The sequence below is a fragment of the Sedimentisphaera cyanobacteriorum genome (genome assembly GCF_001997385.1).
Classification (GTDB): domain Bacteria; phylum Planctomycetota; class Phycisphaerae; order Sedimentisphaerales; family Sedimentisphaeraceae; genus Sedimentisphaera; species Sedimentisphaera cyanobacteriorum.
This window is the reverse complement of sequence record NZ_CP019633.1, coordinates 2,385,801-2,412,245: the sequence shown is the minus strand read 5'-3', so window position 1 is coordinate 2,412,245 and position 26,445 is coordinate 2,385,801. Positions and strand designations below refer to the sequence as shown.

General features: G+C 45.7%; 20 protein-coding genes, 1 tRNA gene and 1 pseudogene. 11 read left to right on the top strand and 11 right to left on the bottom strand.

Translation table 11 applies throughout. From position 1 onward, the window contains the following. Position 1 precedes the first annotated feature (1 nt). On the bottom strand, positions 2 to 1,576 hold the full coding sequence (locus tag L21SP3_RS09720) for an alkaline phosphatase family protein (protein WP_077541005.1): 1,575 nt from the start codon (positions 1,574 to 1,576) through the stop codon (positions 2 to 4). Positions 1,577 to 1,691: 115 nt separating this feature from the next. Between L21SP3_RS09720 and L21SP3_RS09715 the strand changes: the two genes are divergently transcribed. Further along, entirely contained in the window at positions 1,692 to 3,278 is a 1,587-nt protein-coding gene (locus L21SP3_RS09715; protein ID WP_077541003.1) for an alkaline phosphatase family protein, read from the top strand. Here L21SP3_RS09715 and L21SP3_RS09710 read toward each other — a convergent pair. Together L21SP3_RS09710 and L21SP3_RS09705 are read right to left on the bottom strand one after the other, a co-directional pair. Further along, positions 3,269 to 4,630, bottom strand: a complete 1,362-nt coding sequence (locus L21SP3_RS09710) for a lipopolysaccharide biosynthesis protein (protein ID WP_077541001.1) — start codon at positions 4,628 to 4,630, stop codon at positions 3,269 to 3,271. The genes L21SP3_RS09715 and L21SP3_RS09710 overlap by 10 nt on opposite strands. Further along, positions 4,630 to 5,565, bottom strand: coding sequence for a hypothetical protein (locus L21SP3_RS09705; protein ID WP_123785179.1), 936 nt, complete (start codon positions 5,563 to 5,565; stop codon positions 4,630 to 4,632). Before L21SP3_RS09705 ends, L21SP3_RS09710 begins: the two co-directional genes overlap by 1 nt. Positions 5,566 to 5,875: 310 nt before the next feature. Between L21SP3_RS09705 and L21SP3_RS09700 the strand changes: the two genes are divergently transcribed. The 3 genes from L21SP3_RS09700 to L21SP3_RS09690 all read left to right on the top strand — a co-directional run bounded on the left by L21SP3_RS09700 (position 5,876) and on the right by L21SP3_RS09690 (position 10,717). After that, positions 5,876 to 7,243, top strand: a complete 1,368-nt coding sequence (locus tag L21SP3_RS09700; protein WP_077538585.1) for a transposase — start codon at positions 5,876 to 5,878, stop codon at positions 7,241 to 7,243. A 206-nt stretch (positions 7,244 to 7,449) separates the two neighbouring features. After that, entirely contained in the window at positions 7,450 to 8,553 is a 1,104-nt protein-coding gene (locus L21SP3_RS09695; RefSeq protein WP_077541931.1) for a family 43 glycosylhydrolase, read from the top strand. Positions 8,554 to 9,079: 526 nt separating this feature from the next. Further along, entirely contained in the window at positions 9,080 to 10,717 is a 1,638-nt protein-coding gene (locus tag L21SP3_RS09690) for an NAD+ synthase (protein ID WP_077540997.1), read from the top strand. A 300-nt stretch (positions 10,718 to 11,017) separates the two neighbouring features. Here L21SP3_RS09690 and L21SP3_RS09685 read toward each other — a convergent pair whose 3' ends face one another. The 3 genes and pseudogenes from L21SP3_RS09685 to L21SP3_RS09670 all read right to left on the bottom strand — a co-directional run bounded on the left by L21SP3_RS09685 (position 11,018) and on the right by L21SP3_RS09670 (position 14,689). Beyond that, on the bottom strand, positions 11,018 to 11,518 hold the full coding sequence (locus tag L21SP3_RS09685; RefSeq protein WP_077540995.1) for a PEP-CTERM sorting domain-containing protein: 501 nt from the start codon (positions 11,516 to 11,518) through the stop codon (positions 11,018 to 11,020). 303 nt (positions 11,519 to 11,821) lie between these two features. Then, positions 11,822 to 13,177, bottom strand: a pseudogene (locus L21SP3_RS09680) (ISH6 family transposase). Between the two features lie 858 nt (positions 13,178 to 14,035). Next, complete coding sequence (locus L21SP3_RS09670) at positions 14,036 to 14,689, bottom strand: HAD family hydrolase (RefSeq protein ID WP_077540989.1); 654 nt, start codon at positions 14,687 to 14,689, stop codon at positions 14,036 to 14,038. A gap of 152 nt (positions 14,690 to 14,841) precedes the next feature. Between L21SP3_RS09670 and L21SP3_RS09665 the strand changes: the two genes are divergently transcribed. From L21SP3_RS09665 to L21SP3_RS09655, 3 genes are all read left to right on the top strand, one after another. Next, complete coding sequence (locus L21SP3_RS09665) at positions 14,842 to 16,242, top strand: trypsin-like peptidase domain-containing protein (protein ID WP_077540987.1); 1,401 nt, start codon at positions 14,842 to 14,844, stop codon at positions 16,240 to 16,242. A gap of 431 nt (positions 16,243 to 16,673) precedes the next feature. Next, entirely contained in the window at positions 16,674 to 17,606 is a 933-nt protein-coding gene (locus tag L21SP3_RS09660) for a type II secretion system protein (RefSeq protein ID WP_077540985.1), read from the top strand. 385 nt (positions 17,607 to 17,991) lie between these two features. Beyond that, the gene (locus tag L21SP3_RS09655) at positions 17,992 to 18,177 is read left to right on the top strand and encodes a hypothetical protein (protein WP_077540983.1); all 186 of its coding nucleotides are present in this window, start codon (positions 17,992 to 17,994) and stop codon (positions 18,175 to 18,177) included. Positions 18,178 to 18,318: 141 nt separating this feature from the next. On the opposite strand, the gene L21SP3_RS09650 is transcribed toward L21SP3_RS09655, so the two are convergent. Beyond that, positions 18,319 to 19,463, bottom strand: a protein-coding gene (locus L21SP3_RS09650; protein ID WP_390612105.1) for an IS3 family transposase whose coding sequence is annotated in 2 segments (ribosomal slippage) — positions 18,319 to 19,202 and positions 19,202 to 19,463 — 1,146 coding nt in all. Because the reading frame shifts where the segments join, the coding sequence is not laid out codon by codon here. 61 nt (positions 19,464 to 19,524) lie between these two features. On the opposite strand from L21SP3_RS09650, the gene L21SP3_RS11910 reads away from it, so the two are divergent. Genes L21SP3_RS11910 through L21SP3_RS09640 form a run of 3 tightly spaced genes read left to right on the top strand, consistent with a single transcriptional unit; the run spans position 19,525 to position 21,702 of the window. Continuing rightward, the gene (locus tag L21SP3_RS11910; RefSeq protein WP_123785178.1) at positions 19,525 to 19,704 is read left to right on the top strand and encodes a hypothetical protein; all 180 of its coding nucleotides are present in this window, start codon (positions 19,525 to 19,527) and stop codon (positions 19,702 to 19,704) included. A gap of 60 nt (positions 19,705 to 19,764) precedes the next feature. Next, positions 19,765 to 20,217, top strand: coding sequence for a YhcH/YjgK/YiaL family protein (locus L21SP3_RS09645; protein ID WP_077540981.1), 453 nt, complete (start codon positions 19,765 to 19,767; stop codon positions 20,215 to 20,217). Positions 20,218 to 20,232: 15 nt separating this feature from the next. Beyond that, complete coding sequence (locus L21SP3_RS09640; protein ID WP_077540979.1) at positions 20,233 to 21,702, top strand: sulfatase; 1,470 nt, start codon at positions 20,233 to 20,235, stop codon at positions 21,700 to 21,702. On the opposite strand, the gene L21SP3_RS09635 is transcribed toward L21SP3_RS09640, so the two are convergent. The 4 genes from L21SP3_RS09635 to L21SP3_RS09620 all read right to left on the bottom strand — a co-directional run bounded on the left by L21SP3_RS09635 (position 21,684) and on the right by L21SP3_RS09620 (position 24,613). Continuing rightward, a tRNA-Pro gene (locus L21SP3_RS09635) sits at positions 21,684 to 21,757 on the bottom strand. The genes L21SP3_RS09640 and L21SP3_RS09635 overlap by 19 nt on opposite strands. Before the next feature lie 66 nt (positions 21,758 to 21,823). Beyond that, positions 21,824 to 23,119 carry a glutamate-5-semialdehyde dehydrogenase gene (locus L21SP3_RS09630; protein ID WP_077540977.1) on the bottom strand — a complete coding sequence of 432 codons (1,296 nt, stop codon included), beginning with the start codon at positions 23,117 to 23,119 and terminating at the stop codon, positions 21,824 to 21,826. A 174-nt stretch (positions 23,120 to 23,293) separates the two neighbouring features. After that, positions 23,294 to 23,422 (bottom strand): entericidin A/B family lipoprotein, encoded by a 129-nt coding sequence (locus tag L21SP3_RS09625; protein ID WP_077541929.1) that lies wholly within the window; start codon positions 23,420 to 23,422, stop codon positions 23,294 to 23,296. A 46-nt stretch (positions 23,423 to 23,468) separates the two neighbouring features. Next, positions 23,469 to 24,613 (bottom strand): IS3 family transposase gene (locus tag L21SP3_RS09620; RefSeq protein ID WP_390612107.1). Its coding sequence is split into 2 segments (ribosomal slippage): positions 23,469 to 24,352 and positions 24,352 to 24,613, totalling 1,146 coding nucleotides; the frame shifts between segments, so codons are not numbered across the junction. A 442-nt stretch (positions 24,614 to 25,055) separates the two neighbouring features. On the opposite strand from L21SP3_RS09620, the gene L21SP3_RS09610 reads away from it, so the two are divergent. After that, positions 25,056 to 26,399 carry an IS5 family transposase gene (locus L21SP3_RS09610; protein WP_227806761.1) on the top strand — a complete coding sequence of 448 codons (1,344 nt, stop codon included), beginning with the start codon at positions 25,056 to 25,058 and terminating at the stop codon, positions 26,397 to 26,399. The last annotated feature ends 46 nt before the right edge of the window (positions 26,400 to 26,445 follow it).

The window sequence follows — 26,445 nt, the reverse complement described above, 5'->3', positions numbered from 1 at the left end:
TCTACATATACCCCAGATTAGCGAGTCTCTGCTTTATTTTCTCTTCGTCCTCTTCGTTTGTCTCTGCGTTGTGTTTTGGTAAGAGATTCTCTTCGCTGCGGTTTTCAGAAGCCTTTTTTGTGAGCGGAGTGCCCGAGAGATAATCGGGCAGTTCAATGCCGAGTATTTCCAAAACAGTAGGCGCTATATCATAGATAGACCGTTCCTGCCCTCTCTGAGAGCCCTCAAATCCTGTAAGCACGAATATACCCTCCGGTGCATGCTTGCCGAGGTGCAGGTCTTCCTGCTTGAGCACATCGGAGAACAGCGGCTGGTCTTTCTTAACTTTCCCTGTAACGGTGTAGCCGCTTTTTGGGATGATGAAGAAGTCTGGGAAGTCTTCGGGGATTTCGGTTTTGTAGAGCTCGTCTGCGGTTAGAACCTTTTCGAAAAGCTTTCCCCGCTCAGGATTCGGCAGGTCTATATCCAAGAGCCTTTTTCTAAGCTCCTGCTTCTGCTGGTCTGTCATATCGAAGCAGTATAGAAAGCCCTCGCTGCCCTTCCCGATTGCCAATGCGCTGCTTCGGACGGAGTCTATCGGCTCAGAGCGAACCTTGAGCTTTTTCTCCAGATTATTCACGGACTGCTCTTTGAAGAAATGCTTGAGAATCTTGCCTACCTTCAAGCTTTTCGAGATTTTTTTCTTCAGCGAAACCTTCGTTTCAGGGAGCTTTGTATAGGCGCTCTCAACTAGCCAGCTGCCCAGATTAAATCTGGCCTCGTGGTGTTCAAAGCCGTGATCTGAGGCGATCAGGCATTTGAAATTTTCTGTTCGGGCGCTTTTGCCAAAGGCCTGATTGAGCTCTTTGATGCAGTCATCCAGCTTTGCGTAAAACTTTTCGAAGATGTATTTCTGCCATTTTTCGTCGAAGTCTTTGCAAGTTTTATCGAGCAGAGGCCATAAGGCGTGTTGGAGGATATCGTTTGCCTGAAAGTGAAGCATAAAAACATCGTGCTCCTGCTTTCCCAGTAAAAACCTTGCCACCTCAAGCCTCTGAGAGATTATATCAGTAAGCTGATTTGTTATTTTTTCGATGTAGTAGCCTGAGAAGTCTCTGAGCATATTCTCAAGCGTGAAAATTCTGTAGTTCGGGAATTTCTCGAGGATCTCGGCTTTGAGCTCCTTCGGCCATGTGAAATCCGAATCCTCAGAAGGCGTGTTTACCCCTGTAACCATATACCCGTTTATCTCTCGGGGCGGGTAGGTCATAGGCAGGTTTACAACGCTCACCTTCAGGCCGTTATCCGAGAGTATCTCCCAGAGAGTTTTCTGCATTGTGCTGGTGGTGGAGAAATGCTGCTGTTTTGTCTGCCTGTTGAGATATGAGAAGCTGAAGATATTGTTGGCCGCCGGGCTAACCCCTGTCTGGAAGGTTGACCAGGCCGTGGGCGTGATAGCGGGGACTGTAGAGCGGAGCACGCCGCTGCAGGATTTGTTCAGCAGCGATTCAAGGCAGGGCATATATCCCTGCTTGATAGCTGGGGTCAAAACATCCCACGTCCCGCCGTCTATTCCTATAATTAAAAGTTTACTCATTTTTCCTAATTTACTAAAACTCTTAAAACATTAACTGCATTTTATGAATTGCAGTTTTGAAATAAAGGTTTATATTAGCATAAGTTTTAAAAGTTCTTTTTAGAATGGTGTTTTTATGAAAAGAAAAGTGATATTAGCGGGGCTGGACGGCTTTTCGCCCCGAATTTTCGAATATTTACGCAGTGAGGGGAAAATGCCCTTTCTCGAGTCTTTAACAGGCTCGGGTTCCTTTGGAGTTTTAAGGAGCATTATGCCTTTTGAAACTTCTCCCGCTTGGTCTTCCCTGCAGACTGGCTGCAGGCCTGAGAAAACCTCGATCTACACCTTCCACAGATACCAAAGCGACAAGAGACAGATTCGCCTGAACAGCTTCAGGGATATAAAAGTCCCATCGCTCTGGGAGCTGCTTTCTGATTCGGGCAAAAGAGTTATCAGCATCAATATGCCTGTAACATCCCCGCCCCCGGAGGTAAACGGGATAATTATTCCCGGGCTCTTGTCTCCGCAGCTCGGCAGAGAAAGCGTACACCCGCCTGATGTTTACGATAAATACATTGCAGGCAGAGAAGATTACAAGATTGTTGATAAAAGATGGGACGGCAGCATAGAGCTCTTCGCAGAAAGGGCGAAAAGGCTTATAAACGCAAGACTCACGCTCGCCAAGGAAATCCTCAGCAATGAAGATTTCGACCTTGCAAGCGTTCAGTTTCAGATGACAGATGTGCTCCAGCATAAGCTCTGGTGGGCAATAGACCCAGAGCAGCCCGGCTTTGATAAGGATACCTTTAATAAAATCGCAGAGATTTATTCGGCCTGTGATAATGCCCTCAAAGAGCTTTTCTCATTTGCTGATTCGGATGATTTGAAGCTTGCGGTATCCGACCACGGCTTCTGCGCTCATAATAAAACAATCTCCATCAATACGTGGCTGCATCAAAACGGCTTCCTTAAGCTCCTTGATTCCGAGGAAAAAAGCGGCCTTATCAGCGATGAGCTGAAAGATAAGCACCCCTTGCTGAAAAAGATTGCCGGAATTTACGGCGAGGCAAAAAAGAAGGCCGCCTCAGCGGGCTCGAAGCCCGATACGAGGCTCTTCTGCGAAAAGCATCTTGAGCACCTTCGCAAGATGATAGACTTCCAGCAGCCCAATATCTTCTGCCTCGGCGCTATGGGGGCATACTTTTACGTAACGGACGCCTCGCAGAAAAAGCATTTGGCTAAGATCCGCGATAGTTTGCTCAAGGCCTTCGGGCCTGAATCGCAGAATCCTGTTGTAAGCACAATAGAGATTACCGAAAGAGATAGCCTCAGCGAGCCTGCGATGAAAGCAGAGCTCAAAGAAGGAGTGCTGAATGCGGTAACTCCATCGCGCGAGGAAAATTCTCCAGTCCTCACTTCTCCTGCGAATAACGGCTTTGCCGGCGGTACTCATTCGATTGAGGGTTTCTGGGCAGCTTCAGGCGGGCTGATAAAGCAGCAGAAAAGAGATGCTGAGATAATAGACATCGCCCCCACAATCCTCGGCTTTCTCGGGGCAGAAATTCCCGGCCATATAGACGGGCAGTTCCTCGGGGATATTTTCAGCGAAGATATCCAGCCGAAATACGTCCAGAGCGGCTTGCAGGGCAAAGAAGGAGTTGACTACAGCGACGATCAGCAGAGCGGGGTTGAGGATCAGCTAAGGGACCTGGGCTATATATAGATTGAAGCGATAAAAACCGCGCCCCAAATACCAAGTACCGCGGCAAGCCCCAGAAGAAGACCCGGCACAATAAGCGGGAAATATTCAGACGCTCTGATACCGAGCAGGCGGTTTGTCCAGTAGAAACCGAGCGGCTGGGGAAGCGCTGCAGCCGCTGCCACTGCCCAGGCAACACCCTGCACGCCGTAATTAGAGGCAAGCGGGAATATCACTGCTGCGAGAAATACGAACCTGACAAGCTTGATGCGGAAGGCTATATTCGGCCTGCCCATGGAGAGAAAAACAGGCCCGCGGGAGGTGCCCATTGTTTGGAAGAAGCCCTTAATGCACAGAATTTGGATTACCGGTATCGCAGGCGCCCATTTGCTTCCGAGGATGAGCCAAAGGAATTCACTGCCCAGAATAAGACACACAACAACAGGGCAGGAAAACGTAAAAACCATCCTGAAGAGCTTGAGATACGCAGAACGCATTCGTTCTTTATCCTCTGAGATCTTGGACATAGCAGGGAAAAGCGTGGTATTGAGAGTTTTTGAAACGTAATCGCCCGGGATAGTGGAGATCTTGTAAGACATCTGATACAGCCCCAGAGGCTTCATTCCAAGGTAAAACCATACGAGAAAATCATCTCCCTGATTTATAAGAAAGCTCACAATCCGCCCGCCGGTAATCCATTTGCCAAAGCCCCACATATCTTTAAGCTTTTTGAGATTGATCTCAATTCGGGGTCTGAAGCTGTGCATAATATATCCCCCCGCAGCGGAGAGCAATGCACCGAGAATCTTTCCGATAACTATCGCCCAAGCTGAGCGGTAGTAGAAGGCAGCGGCAATCGACACCACTGCAGCAGCGGTGTTTGATATTGAGTTTATCTTGAAAACTTTATCGAATCGGAGATCTTTGGAGAAGTATAAAACGCCCGGGTTGTTCATCGCCTTTATTATAATCAAAAGGCCTAAAACCCTCATTATCATCGTGGTTTGTGCTGCCAGCTCGCCTGAGGCCTTCAGCTCTGCTGCAAAAGGGGAGGCGAAGAAAATAATAGAGTATAATATTCCTGCACGTATCAGGCCTGCTGTCCAGGCTGTATTCAGCCAGTTTTCAACACTGCCTTTTTTGGCTATCAGCGATTGATTGAAGCCTGTTTGAGTGAATGTTTCCAGCACTTCCACCAACAGAAGCCCCGCACCTACTACGCCAAACTGTTCTGGGGTGAGGAAAATTGCAAGCACTCCGAGCCGGACTATTGAAAGCAGGTGGTTAAAGAGCCTGAGCCCGAAAACCCACCCGCCGCTCTGGAGGGTCTTTTTGTAAAGATCTTTATGAGGCTTTTGTGTTTGATTATCGCTCATTACATATAGCCAAGCTGCCCGAGCTTATCTGCTACCGTCTGATCTTCATCATCTTCTGCCTGCGGGCTGTCTTCTGTGGAGCTCAGCTCTGATGCATTTATTTTCAGGCAGGGTACGTTCATCAGGATATCACTGCCTGAATCTTCCGGATGCCCGTACATCCCGTCCTCGCCCAGCAGTTCTCCGTGGTCTGCAACCACTAAGATTGTTCCTTCGGCCTTTTCAGCAAATATTCTCACTGCGGCAAGGGCGGCTATCAAATTTTTCTCATATTCATTTCTGAGCGTTTTTTTGCCGCCTTTTCTCCACATCGCTTCCATCGCGCCGGATGGAGCGAGGCCGAGATATTTTCGCAGAACCCAGTCCGGCTGGTTATGGCCTTTGACGAGCTTTCGAAGCTTGAATTTATTCTTGTCAAAAAACCTTCGAAAGAATTTGTTCTCGCTGTAGGTTTCCGATTCGAGCATCTTGCGCCGGCCCGCAATGTCTCCTGAGCTGTAGCCTCTAACGCCGGAAAAGATATAAGGTGCGTGTGGCTGAAGCATATGGATTATAAAGCGTTTCCCGCTGTAAGCGGATGAGATATCAAGAGCCTTGTCTACTAAAGGTATGGGGGCAACAGTTCCTAAATCATTATCCCAAAGCTCTTTCCATACCTCGTGAATATGTTTAAAGTGGTCTTTGGCGTTGTATCCGTAAACATCCCCCTCAGTGCTCATCATCGGGCTCGCTGAGATATAAACCACATCCTCATAATAATCGGGAAAATTTGCATCCCTCCAGCGGGGCGTGTTGGAGGCAGGGGTTCTTCGCTTTTCCAGCTCTCCCGGGAGGAAAAATTTGTAGTATTTCTCGAAATAATCATATCTGCAAGCATCGAGGATTATCAGATAATCCCATTTCTCCTCGAGAACTCTCAGCTCTTTGAACTGCATATTCAACCCAATTTCTGAAACTGTTATATTATTTGCAAAAAAATGCAAGTGATATCATTTTAATACTGCATCTGCTTTATGAAATGTTATTAAAAAAAGGGCTTGTTACAATAAAAATATAAGGCCGCAGGTTTATGCAGGCAAAAAGCTGTACAAATAATTCGTAAAATTCATTCTGTTTGGATATTTATCTGAGGAATGAGCCTGTTGCATAAATAATTGTCAGTGATTGCTCTTTTACAAGTGAATAAATCCAGCTTTTCGGTTATAATAGGCCAAAAGGATTGCTAAACATGTAAAGGATTACGAAATGGCTTACAATTTCCTGCCTTGCGACCGAAATCAGGCGTATCTTCTGCCTCCCTCATTGACGGATTGGCTGCCGGAAGATCATCTGGCGTGGTTTGTTCTTGATGCGGTTGAACAAATCGACCTATCGCAGTTTTACAAAAAATACCGTACTGATGGAGTCGGCAATTCAGCTTTTCATCCTTCGATGATGGTTGCTCTGCTGATATATTCCTACTGTAGCGGCGAGCGTTCCAGCAGAAAGATAGAAAAGCACTGCCAGACGGATGTAGCCTATAAAGTTGTTACTGCCAATCAATATCCCGACCACAGTACGATCAGCCGATTTCGCAAGGATAACCAGTCGCATTTAAAGAAGTTGTTTCTGGAAATCCTCAGGCTTTGTGTTGAAGCAGACATTGTTAAACTCGGCAATGTTTCATTGGATGGGACAAAGATCAAAGCCAATGCTTCGTTATCAGCCAATCGAACACTAAAGCACCTGGAGCAGGAAATCGATAAGATGCTATCCGAGGCGGACGCTAAAGACGCCGAGGAAGACAAAGCTTATGGCGCTGATAAGCGAGGCGATGAACTGCCCGAAGATATGCGGGACCGCAATAGCCGAATAAACCGTCTAAAGGCCTGTAAAGAGCGTTTAGAGCAGGAAAAAGCAGAAGCCGAAAAACAACAGCAGGACAAGATAGATGAGCGGAAATCCAAAGAAGAAAATACCGGCAAAAAGCCTCGTGGTCGTAAGCCCAAACCTGCCGAAGAAGCTGGAAACAAAGATGCCAAAGCCAATGTTACCGACCCCGACAGCAGAATCATGAAAACTCGAAAAGGTTTCGTTCAGGGTCTTAATGCTCAGGCGGTGACAACAGAGCAACAGATTATCGTTGCTGAGGATGTGACCCAAGAGGAAAATGATAAACAGCAATTACATCCGATGCTTGAGCAGGCCGAAGAAAATCGACAGGCCGTTGAAATCGAAGAGGAAATGGGTGTGGCTTTGGCAGATGCTGGCTATTGCAGTGAAGATAATTTTACAAAGGAGCCTGCTGGTGACATTGAGTTGCTGGTGGCGACACAGAAAGATTATAAGCAGCGAAAGGCAATGGCCGAGCAACCGCCGCCGGAAGAACCGATACCGGACGGCTTGTCGCCGACAGAATTGATGGAACGTAAACTGCTGACCGAACGAGGGCGAGAATTATATAAGATTCGAGGTCAGACAGTCGAACCAGTGTTTGGGCAGATTAAAGATGTTCGCGGTTTTGATCGATTTATGCAACGAGGCATTGAGGCTTGCCGCGGTGAGTGGTCGCTGATTTGCGCTACGCACAACCTTTTGAAGTTGTGGCGAAGCAAAAAGGCCTGCTGGAATTGATAAAAAGGCCGTTTTTATTCGTTTTGACGTGTAATTTTGCTTGTTTTTTTGGCGAAAACACGATACCATATAAAAAGCTAAGAAAAGGTGTTTGGGAAACATAGAATTGAGCCGTCTGCCCCAGACAGCCGTCGAATCCAATGGTTGGATTCGAAAATCATTGTGCAACAGGCTCGAATGTAAATTTATTATTAGAAAGGTTTACCATGAAAAAACACATTTGGATGCTCATTTTAGTATGTTTCTCCGTGTCTCTATTCGCAGCTATGCCTGCAGAAGAAATCAGAGCGGGGCTGGAAAGCAGAGATAAAGCCCTGCACATCAAAGACGGCTGGATAAGAGATCCCTACATCGTGCTCTCGCCGCACGGCTGGTACTACCTTACCGGCACAACCCCTCTGCCGGACAACCCGCAGCAGTATGAAAACCCATACAACGTCGGGCTTGGCGGAGTCAGCGTTGTGGGATATAAAATGCAGGCTTGGCGGAGCAAAGATCTGGTGGAGTGGGAATACCTCGGCACTCCATATTCAATTATGGATGGCATCTGGCCTAAGGCAAAGCCGGAAAGATTCAGGAATGTGGACAAAAGCAGATGGCGGCTCTGGGCTCCGGAAATCCATAATGTCGGCGGCAAATGGGCGATAGTTCACACTAGCCCCTCGCCTGTAAAGGGAGCAAATCTCTCGCTAACTGATGACTTCAAGCTTGAAGGCCCATACGAAAACCCCATGGGGGCTGATATTGGCAGAAAACACGACCCATCCTTATTCAGAGACGAATCCGGAACGGTCTGGATGATATGGGGAGCCACGCAAACTGCACCGCTAAAGGATGATTTCTCAGGTTTCAAGGCAAAACCAGCGAAAATAGGCCCTCCAAACAGAAATATAGGTCATGAGGGCTGCCTTATGCGTAAAATAGGGGATAAATACGTGCTTTTCGGAACCGGCTGGTCAACACTGAAAATGAGGCACGGTTCGTACAATCTTTATTATTCGGTAGCCGATGAGATTACCGGAAAATACAGCGACCGTAAATTTGCAGGCAGATTCCTCGGCCACGGCACGCCTTTCCAAGACAAAGAAGGCAACTGGTGGTGCACTGCCTTCTACAATGCCGATGTACCGCCGATAGGCAAAGTTGCAGCGGAAACAATGGACATCAGCGGGGATGCCTACACAATCAACGAGCAGGGAGTTACCATAGTTCCGATGGATATCAGTCAGCTCGACAGCGGCGAGATTCACGTTAAGGCCCTCGACCCTGCATACGAAAGCCCTGGAGAGGATGAAAAACAAGAGTTCTAAACAAAAGCGTACTTCATAAATTTACAGGGTTTTAATACCCAAAAAAAGTGCTCGTGAGGCTTGCTCCCGAGCACTTTTAGTTATAACAACAATCAACCTTTAATAGAATGCCGGAGGCATTTGAACCTCCGGCAAACTTTGAGAGGAAAACCAGGCGTTTTTGGGCATTGTTAATTGAATTATTGCTTTACCTCTTTCCTTGACCGGGCTTCTAACGACTCGGTGAATACATCCAAAAACAGCCTTGTCAAAGTATTGTTTTCTCTTATAGCATTTAAAGAATTTTAATTCAAATAAAATTTCTGTTTTAAGCTGATTTTCCCAAGAATTTCAGTAAATCCCCCTTTTGGGGAAACCGCTGGAAAGTAATATTGCTTGTGATTCGTTAGTTTCTTTATACCTAAGAAATGACCTAGACTGTTTTCAGCAATATTACTTGCAGTTTGCATTCTCAGCGTTTGCGGGTAAAATCTGCTGTGATTAATGCCGTTTGTTAATTCATAGAAGTAATGTAAGAAGTAATATAATGAGAATAGCCGCAGCACAAATTAACCCTGTAGTCGGGGACCTCAAGGCAAACGCGGAGAAAATCCTCAGTGCATACCAGCAGGCCGCTGAGAAAGGCGTGCAGCTTGTAGTTTTCCCTGAAATGAGCATTTCAGGATACCCGCCTGAAGACCTGCTGTTCAAAAAGCACTTTCTCAATGACTGCCTAAAAACCTCAAGGAAGCTCGCTGAAAAATGCAACGGCCCTGCGATAATATTCGGCTCGCCGAACTGCGATAAAGGCGGGTGCTTCAATTCCCTGTTCCTCGCCTCCGGCGGAGAGATCCAGACAATATACAACAAAATGCAGCTCCCGAACTACGGCGTTTTCGATGAACGACGCTACTTCAGCACTGGCAAGACCCCGCTATGCTTTGATGTTGCGGGGATAAGCGTCGGGCTGAGCATATGCGAGGATATCTGGGAGCCAGAGCAGCTTGAGCTTTACAGAAACCTCTTCCCCGGGATGGATATTTTCGTAAACATCTCGGCCTCACCTTTCCATAAGGGCAAAATTGAAGAGAGAAAGCAGATTATCTCAAACTGCTCAAAAAAACTCCAAGTTCCCGTAATATACTGCAACCTCGTTGGCGGGCAGGATGAGCTCGTTTTCGACGGACGAAGCATCATCACAGACAGTGCCGGGAATATAATCGCAAAAGCGAATTATTTCGAGGAGGATATTATATATGCAGATTTGCGGAAGTCTGACGGGGAAACAGATATTATAGCTTGTCAGGAAAAGGCTCCTCAGCCCAGAAACGTGGTGGAGGAGGTTTATGAGGCTCTGGTTCTGGGCACAGGGGATTACGTGCGAAAGAACGGCTTTGAAAAGGTGATTATAGGCATCTCCGGCGGGATTGATTCTGCCCTCGCAGCTGCGATTGCTGTTAAGGCGCTGGGCAGTGAGAACGTTTTCGGAATCACAATGCCCTCGAAGTTCAATAAATCCGAAACCATAACAGATGCAGAGCTGCTGGCCCGGAATCTCGCAATAAGCTTCAAAACTGTTCCGATATCAGAAACGCTTTCCGCATTTCATAAAGCGCTCTCGCTTATCCCGGGCTGGGACGATTCCGGCACAGCATACGAAAATCTGCAAGCAAGAATACGCGGGACGATACTTATGTCTTTGAGCAATCAGTTTGGCTATATGGTGCTCACTACAGGCAACAAGAGCGAAACGGCTGTGGGCTATTCCACACTCTACGGCGATACCGCAGGCGGATTTGCCGTGATTAAAGACGTTACCAAAACTATGGTGTACAGGCTCTCGAGATACATCAATGAGAAGTTCGGCGAGCTTATCCCCGAATCAACAATCACAAGGCCGCCATCGGCAGAGCTCAGAGAAGAGCAGATCGATGCTGATTCACTCCCCGATTACGACCTGCTTGATGCGTTAATAAAGGGCTATGTGGAGCAGGATAAATCAGCAGACCAGCTCCGAAACGAAGGCTGCAAAACCGAAGATATAAACAGGGTGCTGAGGATGGTGGATTTCAATGAATATAAAAGACGTCAGTCTCCCCCGGGAATCAAAATTACTCCAAAAGCCTTCGGAAGAGACAGAAGACTGCCAATTACAAATAAATACCGCTCACAAGTGAGGGAATAAGCACGCAAGAATTTAGCATTCTGCCGCTTCCAAGCTCCTAAGGGGGGACATTCTTTTAATGGATAATAAATTTCTATGCGACATAAATCCGTGAGATCGTTTACCTGCCAAACTTCTTTGATAAATCAAAACCATATCCCCTTGGGGTGTTTCGAGGACTTCGCGATAAAATAAAAACACAAAATCTGTGGATAATTTAATTTCGCTGCGATTTCAAGAAGCGAATATTTAAATCAGGCCACGCATGAATGATCCGCCTGCGGCGGACAGGCGGGACGAAATAAGTGGACAGTCTGCGGATTATATCGTGTTTTTTCGCTTCTTCAGAGCGATGCCGGCGAGTGCGAAAAGGCCGATCGTTGCCGGCTCTGGTACGGTTTGGCCTTCGTAGAGCGTTTCGTACGTGTTTGGATTGATTATCTCGAAGCTCTGATTCTGGGGTGTGCTGCCGGCATAATCAAATTCAACAGAAAACCCGCCCAGCACTTCGCCTGTGGTGATCGGCTCGGAAGCATTGAGCAGATCGTACCCCGCTCCCGATTCGGTTAGCGGCTCAGCAGCGATTATCATCTCATCCCAGCCCTGCGGGTCTGCGGTGGTAATCTCGAAATTCGTATAATCCTCATAGTCAAACCAGATCGTAAGCTCGCTTATCTGCTCTGTGCCGGTATTCTCGATAGCATACTCCGCCTCCCAGCGGCTGCCGCTCACGTTCGAGAAATCCGCCTGAATTTCCGCTATCATCTGCCCGCTGCAGGCCGCTGCGGTCAGGAAGATCAAAATTGCTGATAAAGATTTCATTTGTTCTCCTTGAAAGTTTTATTGTCAGTTATAAGTTTTAAGCCAACCGATTTTTTATTTCTGACAGGATTTACAAGATTGACAGGATGGGATAAGAAAAGATAAAATTTTAATCTTGGGATTTTTCAAAACTTAATTCACCTGCATCATTATATCTTAATCTCTTATTTTCACAGCCATCCCATAAGTCCATAAATTTATCGTTGAGGGCTTGTTTATTGTATTAAAACGCCCTTTTCTTGTAGGATTTGAATTACCCCAGTTTGCATTTTTTTTTGCTTTTGTTCAATTGGCAGTTTTTTATTAACGTCCCAAAGTTTGTGGGTTCTGTACTTTTATAGTCTTTAGAGCAAGCATTACATTGTCCAATAACCTCAGTTTTTCGTGCCAGTATTTTTCTCATTGATTTTCTGAAGTAAATCTTTTAATGATAATTCTGGCCATCTTTGCCGCTCCTTCTTCGCTCCAGCCAAATGCGATGCGTTTAAGGCGTCGACCAAGCTCTCGCATCATCCGTTCTATCATGCTGGAAACCCGCGGAGTTACAATACCTGTCTCCAGCCAGCGGCGAGCATAGCTGAACATATTTTTAGCTGAACGGTTCAGGTAATCGGCTGCTATTTTACATCCCTTCTCCAGCAGTTTGCCTATCAGCTTACGAAGATCACTTTCGGCACTATTGACAGCATCTTGCAAATCTTTCTTGTCATCATCACAGACCTTTTCAAAATCTTCCTCGGGAATTTCAATACCAATTACGGCATTCAATTCTTTCTGCTTTTGCTTACGTTCAAGTTTGCCGGCATCATCCTTCCACATCGTATAATTCAGATCCCGAACCAGGTGCCAATGGCTTCTTTGGCTATCATTGCAAAGTTTGGCCAGACTCTTAACCAGACCTGTTTCGCCCTCGCTTACAAGCATATCGGCAACAAGCTCTTTGTTCTTACGTTCGCCCTTGACCAGCGAGGATATCTCGTCCCAGCTTTTACCGCTGAATGCCCCTAAAGGCACCACAGAACTACTTCTGGTGACTCCTAAGGCAACTCTGAGCTCACCGCGATTACTTATGCGTTTGTCCTTATCGGGCCGACGCTTAAAGCCGGTGCCGTCAGCAAAAAGAAGACTGAATGTATCTGTGCCGGTATCAATCTGATCGCACTCGGTCTGTACAACCCAGCGATGGGCAGTGCTCTTTGGAACAGGTATGCTGCCGATAGATTCAAGATGAGTGCTGCTTCGGCGATAACTTTGTTCGCTTACAATTTCTGTAACCAGCTTTTCCAACTCCAATGTCTTTGACTGGTAGGGTGCAAGGCCTAAAAAATCTCTCAAAGGAGTTATTGTCTTGCCGCATTTAACGCACTTTAAGCGACGCCAGCTAATCTTGACTGTGCCGACAGAAGTCCTGAACTGGCGAAGAGACCTGTCATGATATTCAAACCGCTCATTGCAGCAGCATGATTGGCCGGTATTATCCGATTTACCTTGAACAATGTTCATACATATTCGCTCATCAATCAACTGAAGAATCAGGCTTACAAAACCTGCCATAGCCTCAGTTTCAAATAACTCTTTGGTCCTGAAAACCAATTCATCTAAAGAAAATCCATTTTCTGATGTGGCACTTATCAGTTCTAATGATATAATGTTCTGCATGGCTTGAGACTCCTGTGATAAAAGTATTATCTTATCTATAACACTATATCACTTCTCAAGCCTTTTGCAATTTATCCACAAACTTTGGGACGTTATCAAAGTTTTATGATTTTTTACAGGATTTACAGGATTTTTTGGCGGGTAATTTTTTTTAACCACGAGAAGCACTGAGATATTTCAGCCACTGAGAAACGCTAAGAAGCACTAAGGGGGATAATTTTTATAATTTTGACAGGATTGACAGGATAAATATTAAATAATGAAAAGGCGGAGGGAAGATTTTTCAGCCGCTGTTCTGCGCTGATTTTTCACTGATATATTGCATTTCTCCGATACCTCTCCGCCAAAGCGGGGGCTGAAGTTTTTACACAGAGGTATCGGAGGAAACGGAGGGGAGATTTTTTAACCGCTAATCTTCACTAATTTCCGCTAAGATGGTTCCTTCGTTGTGAATAATTCTTTTTAAAACCGCGAAGTGCTCGAAGCCCACGAAGGATTTTGATATAAATTGTTTTATCGCAATGCTTTATATTCTTAAAAATATCTGCGCTGTTTAACATCCCCAGTACTACAGCGGAGTTCGCCACGGCGGACCCGCTAGGCATTCTTTTAGAGAAGATTTTTCGCTTATGATTTTGCCACTTGCCACTCGCCACTCGCCACTCGCCGCTAATCTTCACTAATTCCAATAAAATATCGTTTTTTCGTGGTATAATCCAAATAAAATCTGTGCCATCTGTGGATAAAAAATAAATCAAAACCATATCCCCTTCGTGTGTTTCGTGCCTTTCGTGGTAAAACAAATACAAAATCCGCCTGAGCAATGGCTGTGTTATTATCAACTCGCTTACTTCACTCTCAGCCCGTTTCGATGATATTTTTCAGCTCTTCAGGGCTGGAGATTACATCGTCCGGCTTGTGTTCGCCGAGCTCTTCATAAGCCCGGAATCCCCAGTTTACCCAAACTGCCCGGAAGCCGCAGTTTTTCGCAGTTTCAACGTCGGTTTCGCCGTCGCCTACGAAGAGCGTTTTCTCGGGGCTTGAGCCAAGCAGCTCCAAAACGCCCATAGCCGGTGCCGGCTGGGGTTTGCAACCGATTCCGTCTTGCGCCCCGCGAACAACTCCAAAAACTCCGTCCCCGAATATCTTTTCCACTATCACCGAGGATATATCTTCATTCTTGTTCGTGATAACCGCAAGCTTAAATTTCCGCTCCCTGAGCCAGTTCAGCAGCTCCGGAATGCCATCATACGGCTTTGTTTTCTCGCAGAAATTATCGTTGTATATCTCGCGGAACACCGTCATCACCTCATCTGTCATCCCCTTTTTACCCTCAGGCAGGGCGGATTCGCAGAAATGCCTCAGGCCTATCCCGAGCATCATCCGGCACTGCTCGTATGTAATAGTTGGAAAGCCGAACTCCTTGAGAGCCTTGTTCATCGTGTCGCCGAGGTCTTCCACGGTATCAATCAGCGTTCCGTCGAGGTCAAATAGTACTGTATCGTATTGCATATTTATTCTCTTTAGAAAGATGTTATAATCATATCTCGATTCCTGCCCTTTCAGGCGGGAACAAATCAGCGTGATAAAAAGTACTGCAATAAAGTACGGCTGAGCGAAGCAAAGTCAAGAAAGCTGTTGATTAAACATAAAGGAGCTCTTTGATGAAAATTAAAATTCTACTGCTGTCTGCTGTTATGTTTGCAGCGGTCTGCACTGCGCAGAGTTATGAGCGTGTAACGCCGGTTGTGGAGGCGTATAAATCTGCAAAGGATTCGATAGTAAACATCTCCGGCTTCCATACAGTTGCACGTCCCCGAAGGGGCTCGGGAGATATATTCGATTTCTTCGGGCCGCGGTTTGCCCCGCGTGAATACGAGCAGAAAAAGCACGACCTCGGCAGCGGATTTGTAGTGCATCAGGATGGATACGTTGTTACAAATGCGCATGTGGTGAGGGGGCAGGAAAAGGTGATGCTCACATTCCCCGACGGAAAGGAATACGAGGCTCGGATAATCAGCGCAGATGAAAAGAAAGATATCGCCTTTCTCAAGATTCAGTCTGAGGATGATGAGCAATTCAAGGCGATACAGCTCGGCGAGAGCTGCGATTTGATGATCGGCGAAACTGTAATAGCAGTGGGCAATCCTTTCGGCTTTTCAAGCTCGGTTACCGAGGGGATTGTCAGCGCCAAGGGCAGGAATATCAAGGTTCGAGAGGGCTTCTGGCTGCGCGGGCTAATCCAAACCTCCGCAGCGATTAACCCGGGCAATTCCGGCGGGCCTCTGCTCAACATAAACGGCGAGCTTATCGGCGTTACAACCGCAATAAGGGCTGAGGCGCAGAATATTGGATTTGCGATTCCTGTGGACACTGTGGCAGGCGGGCTGGCAGATATGCTCCTGCCCGAGAATATGAGACGCGTAAAGATGGGGCTGGTGATCGGAAGGATGTGCTGCCTCAAGGACAAGAACGGCTTGAAGGTGGATAAGGTGTTTGAAGACAGCCCCGCTTCGGATAAAGGCGTTCAGCAGGGGGATATTATCACCGAAATAGACGATAAGCAGGTGCACGGATTCATAGATTTCTACGTGAAGATGATGAATAAGGATGTTGGCGAGAAAATCCGCCTCACCTGCGCACGCAAAGATACTGCTGTTCAGTACACTGTGGAGCTGAGCCTCAGGCCAAGACCAATCCCTGACGGCGGAAAGCTCGCTGAGCGGTTTTTCCAGATGGGAATCTCCGAGCTGGACAGGAAATTAGCAAAGGATTTCGGCTTCCAGAGCGAGTATCCCGTGATGATTGTTGAAGATCTCAGCCCCGAAGGCAGCGCCGCAAAGGCAGGACTGAAGAAGGGCGATATCGTCTTGCAGATAGACGGAACGCCTGTTACAAATATGAAGGAATTCTCGTTGGCAATGGAAGAGATCAGCTCCGGGCAGACTGTAGAAATGCATATACTGAGGATTGCTATGTTCGGAAACCGCCAGATATCAAGGCAGTATATCGCTGAGGTGAAGGCAGACCCCTCCGCTGGCGTTTCCGAAAAACTCGCAATATAAAGATTAAAACGCCGTGAGAAGCCTGTTCCCGGGCTTCTCACGGCTATTTCATCGGCATAAGGCTTCTGATTGTTAAGTTAGGTAAACAGAAATAACACCAGTATTCAACAGGGTAAACAGCATATTCATTTTTTGGGGTTGTGCGGGGAAATACGTTTTAGCTTAGCCTTTCGTTTTTATTCTTTATGATTAAATTGTTTGCGGTTTAAGGAAGCAGAAAAATCAAAAGCCTTAAAAGGCGAATACGTTTTAGCGATTTTTGTAACATCTTATAAGTCTTTGTTTTAGGTCTCAAACAAGCTGTGAAGGGAAAGCAAGTCAACAGAAAATTAGAAAAAATTGAAAAATATCCTTGACAGCAAATACGTTTTAGCATATACTGTCAATCGAATCAGGAAATTGAATTTAGAACATTATGTGGGAAATGCATTATGGCTCGTAAAAACAAAAATTTCATTTCAAAGGGGACTTTAAAAATGTCATTCACTAAAGCAAAAAGAACTCGCCCTGCATCTGGGTTCACATTGATCGAACTGTTGGTTGTTATTTCAATTATCGCTATGCTCATGGCCATTCTGATGCCTGCATTAGGCAAGGCCAGAAAACAGGCCAAGTCTACGGTCTGCCAGACCCGTTTGAAACAGTGGGGCGTCATAATGCAGATTTATACTCAGCAGAATAACGATAGCTACCCAAATCTAGATGAATTTCATCCAGACTGGTACAGAGGTTACTGGATTCTTAGGTTGAGGGATGAATGGGAGACTAATACAGATCTTCTACGTTGTCCTGAAGCTGATAAGCCCAGATTGTGGCCTGATCAAATGAACTCTGATAGCGATTCTTATGGAAGTTTAAATAAAGCATACTGGATGGGCGACTGGAACCAGAATAACCAAGGAGACGAAGAAACAGAGTACGCAAGCTATTCCATGAATCTCTGGCTGTGTCACAATACCTTTAAAGACAATGGTAATGCCATTCAGGGAAGACGTAAAGAAAAACATTGGCTGAAAAGAACTAATGTAAGAGGTGCTAATAATGTGCCTTTAATGGCAGATTCTATCTGGCGAGGAGGCGGGCCTCACGCTGACAACTCTACTGCTATAATTCCAAGTGCTGGAAAAAATGGCAGTTTTGAAGGGGCTCGCGCAGAAACGTCTCACTTCACAGTTGCGAGGCATCCACAGCAAACAAATCTTGTAATGGTTGACGGTTCTGTTATCACCAGCACTATAAAAGGACTTTACCAGAAGGACTGGCACAAAAAATGGAGGCAGGACTATGAAAAAGTTAAAGATAGGTTCGGGTCTGAGGGTTCTGCTTGGGAAAAAGAAGAATACCAATGGATTGACAATCTTTAACATCGTCCTATAAACAAAAATTAAAGCCGCCTGAGTTTGATTAATTCGGGTGGCTTTTTCTCTTTCAATTTTGAAAATCCGAAAGCCGCTTGCTACGAACATTACGGATTTACTGAAGACTGGCGGTTCTGAAGTTTTCGGAGCTTTTCGGTTTGTCTGTAAGTTATTGAAATTAAAAAAATAGTATTTGGGGTGAAAAAATATTTATCCATTTTTTGAATTTTTCCGGCCGCCTAAGAGATAGCGTAAACCTGAAAAAGTTTAAAATTTCCTTAAATTCTTTTCTGATAATGGTTTATATGATTGAAAAGCTTTCGAGATATGGTATAATATTGCAAGTGTTTATCTTACATCTATCAAAACATTGCAATATTGGGACAAAATAATGAAGGCAAAAAACAATAAAGCAGGCTTACTCTTTCAGCAGCCATTAAAACCTCTTGTAAATCCTGATCACTCTTTAGTCCAACTCTCAGAGGTTGTCAACTGGTCTCGCTTTGAAGAAAAGTTTGGCAGTTTATACAGTCCTGATTCAGGCAGGCCGGCCAAGCCGATTCACCTGATGGAATGAACGTCCTCGGCAGCGCTTTTGGGTAAAATATGCGTAAACTTCTAAAGAAGTTTACTTTTGTCTATATTTTTATGCTTAAAATTGTTGAATTTTACAGAAATTTAGCAATTGTGCCTCTCCCCTGTCTTTGAACAGTAATAATTAGACAAATTCCTTCAAACAGCAGTTTTTTCCTTTTGCCCCTTCAGAATTATTTTGAGGGGTGAAAGGCAAAAAACTGCGAACATACTCTACAGGAGTTTTCTCTCCCAGTGATTCGTGCCCACGCTCATAATTATATTCTATAAGCCAATCTAAAGTTAAATTACGAGCTTCTGATAAATTCTTAAAACTGTACATATCAAGTATATCCTCTCGATAACTCCGATTGAATCGTTCAATAAAACTGTTTTGCTGAGGCTTGCCTGCTTCTATACGGCGGTGCCTGATTCTGTTTCGGCAGCAGAACCTGCGAAATTGAAGGCTCCTAAATTCCGGCCCATTATCGCTGCGAATAAAGCGGGGGAAACCCCGATCAGAGCCTATTAATTCAAGGCTACGAATTATGCGAAGCGAAGGTAAGCTCGTGTCGATCTCAATATCCAATGCCTCACGGTTAAACTCATCGATAACGTTGAAAGCCCTGAATGGCCGACCATTACTCAAACTATCGCTCATAAAATCAATACTCCATATCTCATTAGCTCTCGTAGCTTCTGGCATAGGTTTACGCTCTATTTGCCTTATCAAATTCTTTTTACGGTTGTTAAGCTGAAATTCATTTTCCTTATAAACACGATAAACCTTTTTGTGATTCCAGCTATATCCCTTGCGGCGGATACTGTCGAATATCTTTGGAAATCCGCGTCGAGGACGGGAATCTATTACCAGCTCTATCTGTCTTTTTACCTCAGCATCATCGTTTCTTGAAGGAGTATAGTAAAAACTGCCCCGGCTGATGCCTGCTGCTTTACAAGATGATTGCACGCATAAGCCCTTAGAATGTGCCTGCCTGGCAAAATCCTTTCGCTCGGCAGGCTTTAGAAGTTTTTTTCTATTAAATCCTTGAGAACGTTATTCTCTAATGATAAGTCCGCATACATCTTTTTGAGCTTGCCGTTCTCTCGCTCTAACTCGCGTAAACGCCTTATCTCACTGCCGCCAATACCAGAATACTTGCTCTTCCAGTTGTAAAATGTGGCACGGGATATGCCGTATTTCCTGGTCAAATCACTGACCTCTAAACCGGCTTCTGACTCCTTGAGAATCGAAAGTATCTGGCTTTCACTAAACCTCGATCTTCGCATTTTAAGTTCCTTTCTAAATATTTGAGTTGGTTTATATTATTCAGGAACCGTCTAATTTAAAGTGTTCAATTCTATGGGAGAGCTACATCCCGTGCATCAGATTCCCATTTTCATCCGAGAAGGGGCGTCTGCTGAATTGCCGAACTTGAATAAACTATGGGAAGAATCGCTGGAAAAAGTTGAAAATATGCCGAAAATGAGCGAGCTTGAGGCAGGTGAGAAGTGGCAGCCTGCTGACTGAAGAGCGGCTGCCGTTTTCGGCAGAATTATTAAACAATATTTACAAGGAAAAGGTGATCGTATGATTATCGACAGATTAGACCAGGCGGATTCTTATTACTCTATGCACCCGCTTTTTGAAAAGGCCTTTCAATTCTTGAACAAGCCTGAGTTGGCGGATTTATCGCCGGGCAGATATGAGCTCGAAGGCAGCCGGTTATTCTGCAATATCGCAGTAGAATCCGGACGCAGTAAACAGGAATCTAAGCTTGAAGCCCATAAGAACTATATTGATATTCAATATGTTATCAGCGGCAATGAGCAGATGGGATGGAAAAAGACTTCCGACTGCAGCCTTGTTCGTCAGCCGTATAACCCCGAAAAGGATGTTGCTTTTTTCAAAGATGAGCCTGAAAAGTGGGAAACGGTCAGCCCGGGCAGTTTTGCGGTCTTTTTCCCTGAAGATGCCCACGCTCCGCTGGTCAGCGATGGGGAGATTCATAAAGCAGTAGTGAAAATTTTGCTTAATCCATAAACCTGAGGCTTAATTATGTACTTAAATCGGCGTAATTTTTTGAAAAGTGCAGGCGCTGCCTCTTTCCTTTTAGCAGGCGGAAATCTTGTTTTCGGCAATGAGAAAAAACGAGATAAGCCGAACATCGTTTTATTCCTTGCAGATGACCTCGGCTGGCATCAAATAGGCTGTTACGGAAGCAAATTTTATGAAACGCCGAACATTGATAAGCTGGCAGCTGAAAGTATGAAGTTTACCGATGCGTATGCAGCCGCGCCGGTATGCTCGCCCACGCGGGCAAGCATTATGACGGGCAAATATCCCGCAAGGCTCCACCTCACTCAATACATCAAGGCAGGAAGCCCTTCAGATGAAAAGCTCACTGTCCCCGACTGGACAGCATATCTCCCGCTTGAAGAATTAACAGCGGCTGAGCTTCTCAAAGATGCCGGCTATACCACGGGGCATTTCGGGAAGTGGCATTTGAACAAGGACAAAGATTACGAGCTCGGCCGTCCGGGCGATCCGGGCTCGCAGGGCTTTGATGATGTTCTAACCACCCACAAACCCGGGGCGGGGCCTGAGAGCCCTTATGAAAACGATGCGCATCACGTTCGCCAGATTACAGAGCGAGCCGTTTCTTTTATTGAGGCGAACAAAGATAAGCCGTTTTTTTGCTATATCTCGCACAATTCTATACACGACCCTGAAATAGAGCGGGACGAATTGATTGAGAAGTATCGAAACAAGCCCGGGGCTGATAATGATGTTCAGCAGGGGCATAATAATCCGGTTCAGGCCGCAATGCTTGAAACGCTTGATAAAAGTCTCGCTGATGTGTTGAGAAAACTCGAAGAGCTCGATTTGCAAAAAGATACGCTGTTCGTATTTTTCAGCGACAACGGGCATTTAGGGCCGAAAGACTGCAGCCCTTTGCGAGGCAGCAAGGCCGACATCTATGAAGGCGGCATACGTGAGCCGCTGATTGTCCGCCTGCCCGGCGTGATTGAGCCCGGCAGCGTGTGCAGAGAGCCGGTTATCAGCACAGACTTTTTTCCTACTTTCGCAGAAATCGCAGGCAGCGATGTCTCCAGCCCTAACGTTGACGGGGAAAGCATTATGCCTCTTCTCCGGCAGAGCGGAAAGTTGAAGCGGGATGCAATCTTCTGGCATTACCCCCATTACCACCACGACGGAGTTGGCCCTTCCGGAGCAGTGAGAAAGGGAGATTACAAACTTATTGAATGGTTCGAAAAAAGCATTGAAGGAAGACACGCAGAAGGCGCTTTCGAACTTTACAACCTCAGAGAAGACCTCAGCGAGCAGAATAATCTTGCGGAAAAAATGCCTGAAAAAGTAAATGAGCTCTATAAGGATTTGAAACAGTGGCGCAAGGACGTAGGCGCGCAGGAAATGCCGCTGAATCCCGATTATCAGCAGGCTGATGCTGAAAACCCTTTTCATACCGCCTGCAATTCTGGACAAAGTCGGGCTGACAGGACTTGAACCTGCGACCTCTTGACCCCCAGTCAAGCACGCTACCAAACTGCGCCACAGCCCGATTTGAAGCGGAGATTGTAACAAAAAGCAAATATTTTACAATCTGAAAATCCCCGTTGCAGTGAAATTAGAGCGGGCAGTTTTTCCCCAGCGGGGTATGTTTAAACTGCTTATCGCCCGAGGCGTATTCGCCTGCGGTTTGCCCGCTGCCTATAAGCAGCCATTTGTAAATCAGCAGTCCTTCCAGCCCAACAGGCCCGCGTGCGTGTATCTTGTTTGTGCTTATGCCCACTTCCGCCCCGAGTCCGTAGCGGAAGCCGTCGCTGAAGCGCGTGCTTGCATTCCAGAAAACATCCGCCGAATCAACGAGCGAGAGGAATTTTCTTGCCGCAGGCTCATCCGAGCTCACAATCGCATCTGTATGCCCCGAGCCGTATTTATTGATATGGTCTATCGCATCCTCGAGCCGGCTTACCACCCTTATCGAGAGCTCATAATCGAGATATTCGGTTTGCCAGTCCTGCTCGTTTGCAGGCTCGCAGGAAATTATCTCCCGGGTTTTTTCGCAGCCTTTGAGCTTGCAGCCGTATTCATCAAGCCCCTTCTTCGCCAATGGCAGGAACTGAGTCGCTATATCCTCATGCACAAGCAGCGTTTCCATCGCATTGCATACCGCTGGATACTGACACTTCGAATCAACGGCAATCCTCGCCGCCATTTCCAAATCCGCCTGCCTGTCAACATACACATGGCAGATTCCGTCCGCATGACCGAGGACGGGGATATTCGTGTTGTTCATTATAAACTGCACAAACTCATTCGAGCCGCGGGGGACGATAAGGTCAACGCTGTTTTCCAGCCCGAGCATCGCCGAAACATCCTCCCTCGTTTCCAGAAGTCCTAACCACCCGGCCGGCAGTCCGCTCTGCTCGCTTACCCTGCTGATTATATCGGCGAGAATTCGGTTGGTTTTCGCTGCTTCCGAACCGCCCTTGAGCAGTACGCCGTTTCCGCTTTTCAGGCAGAGCGAGGATATCTGCACCAGAGCATCAGGCCGAGATTCAAATATCACCCCCACAACCCCCAGCGGGCAGGCCGTTTTGTAGAGCTCGAGGCCGATATCCAGCTCTGTTGAGGCGAGCGTTTTGCCCACAGGGTCTTCCAGCCCCGCAAGGCTCCGAAGACCGCGGCACACTCCGGCTATCTTATCGCTGTCAAACTTGAGTCTCTTGAGCAGAGGACGGGCAAGGTTTTCATTCTCCGCCCTGTCTAAATCTTCTTTATTTGCCGCAGTGATTTCGTCTTTATTCGCCTCGAGAGCCTCTGCGATTTTGCGGAGCGCCTCGTTCTTTGTTTCTGTATCCACAGCGGCCATAAGCTTTGATGCCGCTTTCGCTTTTTCTGCTGTATGCTGGATGCTCATATCTAACCTCACATTAAATCTTTGGTTTTTCCCGATTATAATGATTTCAGCCTGCTTTGAAATACCCCAAAACCTGCCGGCTTATCCGAATTGTGCGCAAACCCGCCCCGAACAGACAAAGCTAATCACGCCCTGACTGCATCGAGCTTGAGGTTTCCTGTTTTTGCTGTGAGCTTAGTCGCCGGCGTCCTGCATGCTCTCGCCGACACGCTCGATATCCTCTCCCATACCCTCGAAGGTGTTGCAGCCTGATATGCAAACGATTATCGTTAATACTGCAAGGATTGTGAGAATCTTCTTCATTTCTGTTTCTCCGCTGTGCCTCTCCCCTGTCTTTGAACAGTAATAATTAGACAAATTCCTTCAAACAGCAGTTTTTTCCTTTTGCCCCTTCAGAATTATTTTGAGGGGTGAAAGGCAAAAAACTGCGGACATACTCTACAGGAGCTTTCCCTCCCAGTGATTCGTGCCCACGCTCATAATTATATTCTATAAGCCAATCTAAAGTTAAATTACGAGCTTCTGATAAATTCTTAAAACTGTACATATCAAGTATATCCTCTCGATAACTCCGATTGAATCGTTCAATAAAACTGTTTTGCTGAGGCTTGCCTGCTTCTATACGGCGGTGCCTGATTCTGTTTCGGCAGCAGAACCTGCGAAATTGAAGGCTCCTAAATTCCGGCCCATTATCGCTGCGAATAAAGCGGGGGAAACCCCGATCAGAGCCTATTAATTCAAGGCTACGAATTATGCGAAGCGAAGGTAAGCTCGTGTCGATCTCAATATCCAATGCCTCACGGTTAAACTCATCGATAACGTTGAAAGCCCTGAATGGCCGACCATTACTCAAACTATCGCTCATAAAATCAATACTCCATATCTCATTAGCTCTCGTGGCTTCTGGCATAGGTTTACGCTCTATTTGCCTTATCAAATTCTTTTTACGGTTGTTAAGCTGAAATTCATTTTCCTTATAAACACGATAAACCTTTTTGTGATTCCAGCTATATCCCTTGCGGCGGATACTGTCGAATATCTTTGGAAATCCGCGTCGAGGACGGGAATCTATTACCAGCTCTATCTGTCTTTTTACCTCAGCATCATCGTTTCTTGAAGGAGTATAGTAAAAACTGCCCCGGCTGATGCCTGCTGCTTTACAAGATGATTGCACGCATAAGCCCTTAGAATGTGCCTGCCTGGCAAAATCCTTTCGCTCGGCAGGCTTTAGAAGTTTTTTTCTATTAAATCCTTGAGAACGTTATTCTCTAATGATAAGTCCGCATACATCTTTTTGAGCTTGCCGTTCTCTCGCTCTAACTCGCGTAAACGCCTTATCTCACTGCCGCCAATACCAGAATACTTGCTCTTCCAGTTGTAAAATGTGGCACGGGATATGCCGTATTTCCTGGTCAAATCACTGACCTCTAAACCGGCTTCTGACTCCTTGAGAATCGAAAGTATCTGGCTTTCACTAAACCTCGATCTTCGCATTTTAAGTTCCTTTCTAAATATTTGAGTTGGTTTATATTATTCAGGAACCGTCTAATTTAAAGTGTTCAATTCTATGGGAGAGCTACACCGCGATGTTAATTTTTTTTATATATGCCTCTGCAGGCCGGTAAATCGAAAACCCCGTCCCGCTTTCCTGTATATTACCAAAAACCGCAAATCTGCAAAATAAAATTTATCATCGAAAAATCAACACCCTTCTCCCAGCTGTACTTACACGTCCAAATGAGTGCCTCTACAGCGAAGACATACACGAGAAAGCGAATGACCCTGCTGTACTTAGTCGCCCCTGAAAAAGTTTAAAATTTTCCTTAAATTCTTTCCTGATAATGGTTTATATGATTGAAAAGCTTTCGAGATATGGTATAATATTGCAAGTGTTTATCTTACATCTATCAAAACATTGCAATATTGGGACAAAATAATGAAGGCAAAAAACAATAAAGCAGGCTTACTCTTTCAGCAGCCATTAAAACCTCTTGTAAATCCTGATCACTCTTTAGTCCAACTCTCAGAGGTTGTCAACTGGTCTCGCTTTGAAGAGAAGTTTGGCAGTTTATACAGTCCTGATTCAGGCAGGCCGGCCAAGCCGATTCGCCTGATGGTCGGCCTTCAGTATCTCAAGTACACTTTCAATCTCAGCGATGAAGCAATCGTTGCCGGCTGGGTTGAGAATCCTTACTGGCAGTATTTCTGCGGCGAAAGATACTTCCAGCACGAGCCTCCTATTGATCCAACCAGTATGACTAAGTGGCGTAATAAGGTAAAATCTGATGGTCTTGAAGAGCTGCTCGAAGAAACTATCAAAGCCGGCTTGAAGCTTAAGGTTATCAAAAAGAACGATTTCAACAAGCTCGTTGCAGATACAACCGTTCAGCAGAAGAACATCACTTATCCGACCGACGCAAAACTCTGCCACAAACTGCGCATTAAGCTTGTAGATCTTGCAAAAGCATCAAAACTCCAACTTCGCCAAAGCTACGAAAGGGTTGGAAAAAGGGCGTATGTAATGCAGGGCAGGTATCGACGTGCAAGACAGTTCAAAAGAGCTAAAAAAGAAGTGAAGAAATTAAGGAACTACCTGCGGCGAATTACGAAAGAGGTCGAGCGGAATATAGCAGGCAATGAGCAGTTAAGAATAATTTTTGATACATTGCTTCAAGCCGCTAAGAAGCTTTTAGCCCAGACAAAGAAAAGCAAAAATAAGCTCTACAGTATTCACGAACCTCACGTCTGCTGCATTGGGAAAGGCAAAAGCCACAAGAAATATGAGTTTGGAAATAAGGTTGGAATTGTAACTACTGCCAAGAATAATTTTATCGTAGGAGCGTTGGGCTTTGAAGGAAACCCTTATGATGGCCATACTCTTCGGGCTAATCTGAAGCAGACAATGAATTTAATCGGGAGAGAAAAGCTTGGAGATGTTTATGTTGATGGAGGATACAAGAAACATGGCTGCGAAGATATTGGAAATGTTGAAATTGTAGAAAAGGGCTGGCGAAAAAAGAAACGAAGTATCAAGAGGTGGATTAAGAGAAGATCGCGCATAGAACCAACGATAGGCCACCTCAAAGAAGACAACAGGTTGGGAAGAAACTTCTTGAAAGGTGTAGAAGGGGACAAAATGAACGCCCTCGGCAGCGCTTTTGGGTACAATATGCGTAAACTTCTAAAGAAGTTTACTTTTGCCTATATTTTTATGCTTAAAATTATTGAATTTTACAGAAATTTGGCAATGAAAAGCAAATTAAAGACTCGATTAGCCTGATATATTTTTTTAGTTTCCCCAAAATCATTGATTTTTCAGGAACGAC